This is a genomic window from Rhizobacter sp. P2_D12 (assembly GCF_056404395.1).
This window is the reverse complement of record NZ_JBFUEB010000260.1, coordinates 1-1992: the sequence shown is the minus strand read 5'-3', so window position 1 is coordinate 1992 and position 1992 is coordinate 1. Positions and strand designations below refer to the sequence as shown.

Annotated in this window: 2 protein-coding genes; both read right to left on the bottom strand. The window is 66.5% G+C overall.

Annotation, left to right across the window (positions count from 1 at the left end):
• A partial coding sequence (locus AC1DYN_RS32255; RefSeq protein ID WP_477966829.1) for an FAD-dependent oxidoreductase occupies window positions 1-997 on the bottom strand: 997 nt, incomplete at its 3' end.
• A gap of 12 nt (window positions 998-1009) precedes the next feature.
• Window positions 1010-1992: 2-oxoglutarate dehydrogenase complex dihydrolipoyllysine-residue succinyltransferase (gene odhB, locus AC1DYN_RS32250; RefSeq protein ID WP_477966827.1), on the bottom strand; the 983-nt coding region annotated here is incomplete at its 5' end.

Here is a 1992-nt window from a genome sequence, read left to right as displayed (position 1 = left end):
GCATCGGGCCGCGCACGACGTCGCCGATGGCCCAGACGTTCGGCAGGTTGGTCTTGCACTCGTCGTCGACCACCACCGCACCGCGCTCGTCGAGCTTCAGGCCCACCGCCTCCGGGTTCAGGCCGTTGGTGTTGGCGACGCGGCCGATGGAGACGATCAGCTTGTCGACCTCCAGCACCTGCGCCTCGCCCTTGGCGTTGGCGTACGACACCGTCACGCCGCTCTTGCCGCTTCCCTTGCCGGTCTTGACCTCGGAGATCTTGACGCCCAGCTCGACCTTCAGGCCCTGCTTGTTGAAGGCCTTCTGGGCCTCCTTGGCGATCTGCTCGTCGACCGCGCCCAGGAAGGTGGGCAGGGCTTCCAGCACCACCACCTCGGCACCCAGGCGGCGCCACACCGAGCCCATCTCGAGGCCGATCACGCCGGCGCCGATYAGGCCCAGCTTCTTCGGCACCGACGGAATGCGCAGCGCGCCGTCGTTGCTGAGGATGTTCTCCTCGTCGAACGGGGCACCCGGCAGCGCACGCGGGTTCGAACCCGTCGCGACGATCACGTGCCTGGCGATCAGCGTCTCGTCGGCAGCACCGGCGACCTTGATCTCGTACGCACCGTCGGCGGCCTTCACGAACGAGCCGCGCCCGTGGAAGAACGAGATCTTGTTCTTCTTGAAGAGGTACAGGATGCCGTCGTTGTTCTGCTTCACGACCGCGTTCTTGCGCGCCAGCATCTTCGTCACGTCGATGCTGAGGTCCTTCAGGCCGATGCCGTGGTCGGCAAAGGCATGGCCGGCGTGCTCGAAGTGCTCGCTCGACTGCAGCAGCGCCTTCGACGGAATGCAGCCGACGTTGGTGCAGGTGCCGCCCGGGGCCGGGCCGCCCTTCTCGTTCTTCCAGTCGTCGATGCAGGCGGTGTTGAAACCCAGCTGCGCCGCGCGGATGGCGGCGATGTAGCCGCCGGGCCCGCCGCCGATGACGACGACGTCGAATGATTTGCTCATCGTGGCCCCCGGTCAGATGTCGAACAAGAGACGGGCCGGATCTTCCAGCGCGTCCTTCATCGCCACCAGGCCCAGCACGGCTTCGCGGCCGTCGATGATGCGGTGGTCGTACGACATCGCGAGGTAGTTCATCGGGCGGATCACGATCTGGCCGTTCTCGACCACCGCGCGGTCCTTCGTGGCGTGCACGCCCAGGATGGCCGATTGCGGCGGGTTGATGATCGGCGTGGACAGCATCGAACCGAAGGTGCCGCCGTTGCTGATCGAGAACGTGCCGCCGGTCAGCTCGTCGAGCGACAGCTTGCCGTCCTTGGCCTTCTGGCCGAAGCCGGCGATGGTCTTCTCGATGTCGGCAAAGCTCAGCTGGTCGGCATTGCGGATGATGGGCACCACCAGGCCGCGCGGCGAACCGACCGCGATGCCGATGTCGAAGTAGCCGTGGTAGACGATGTCGTTGCCGTCGACGCTGGCGTTGATGACCGGGTACTTCTTCAGCGCGGCCACCGCGGCCTTCACGAAGAAGCTCATGAAGCCCAGCTTGACGCCGTGCTCCTTCTCGAACTTSTCCTGGAACTTCTTGCGCATCTCCATCACCGGCGCCATGTTCACTTCGTTGAACGTGGTCAGGATGGCGTTGGTSGMCTGCGAYTGCAGCAGGYGCTCGGCGAYRCGGGCGCGCAGGCGGCTCATCGGCACGCGCTCTTCCGGACGGTCGCCCTGGCTGGCCGGCGCGGCGGCAGCGACTTGCTGCAGTGGTGCCTTGGCTGGTGCGGCAGCTGGTGCTGGTGCAGCGGCTGGCTTGTTGGCGACAGCGGCCAGGGCGTCGCCCTTGGTCACGCGGCCGTCACGGCCCGAACCATCGACGCCAGCGGCGTTCATGTTGTTGTCAGCCAGGATCTTGGCAGCGGCAGGCATCGCCACGCCGGCTTTCGACTGGTTCGAGGCAGCTTCCGGAGCCGCTTGCGATGGCGCGGCAGCGATCGGTGCGTTTGGCG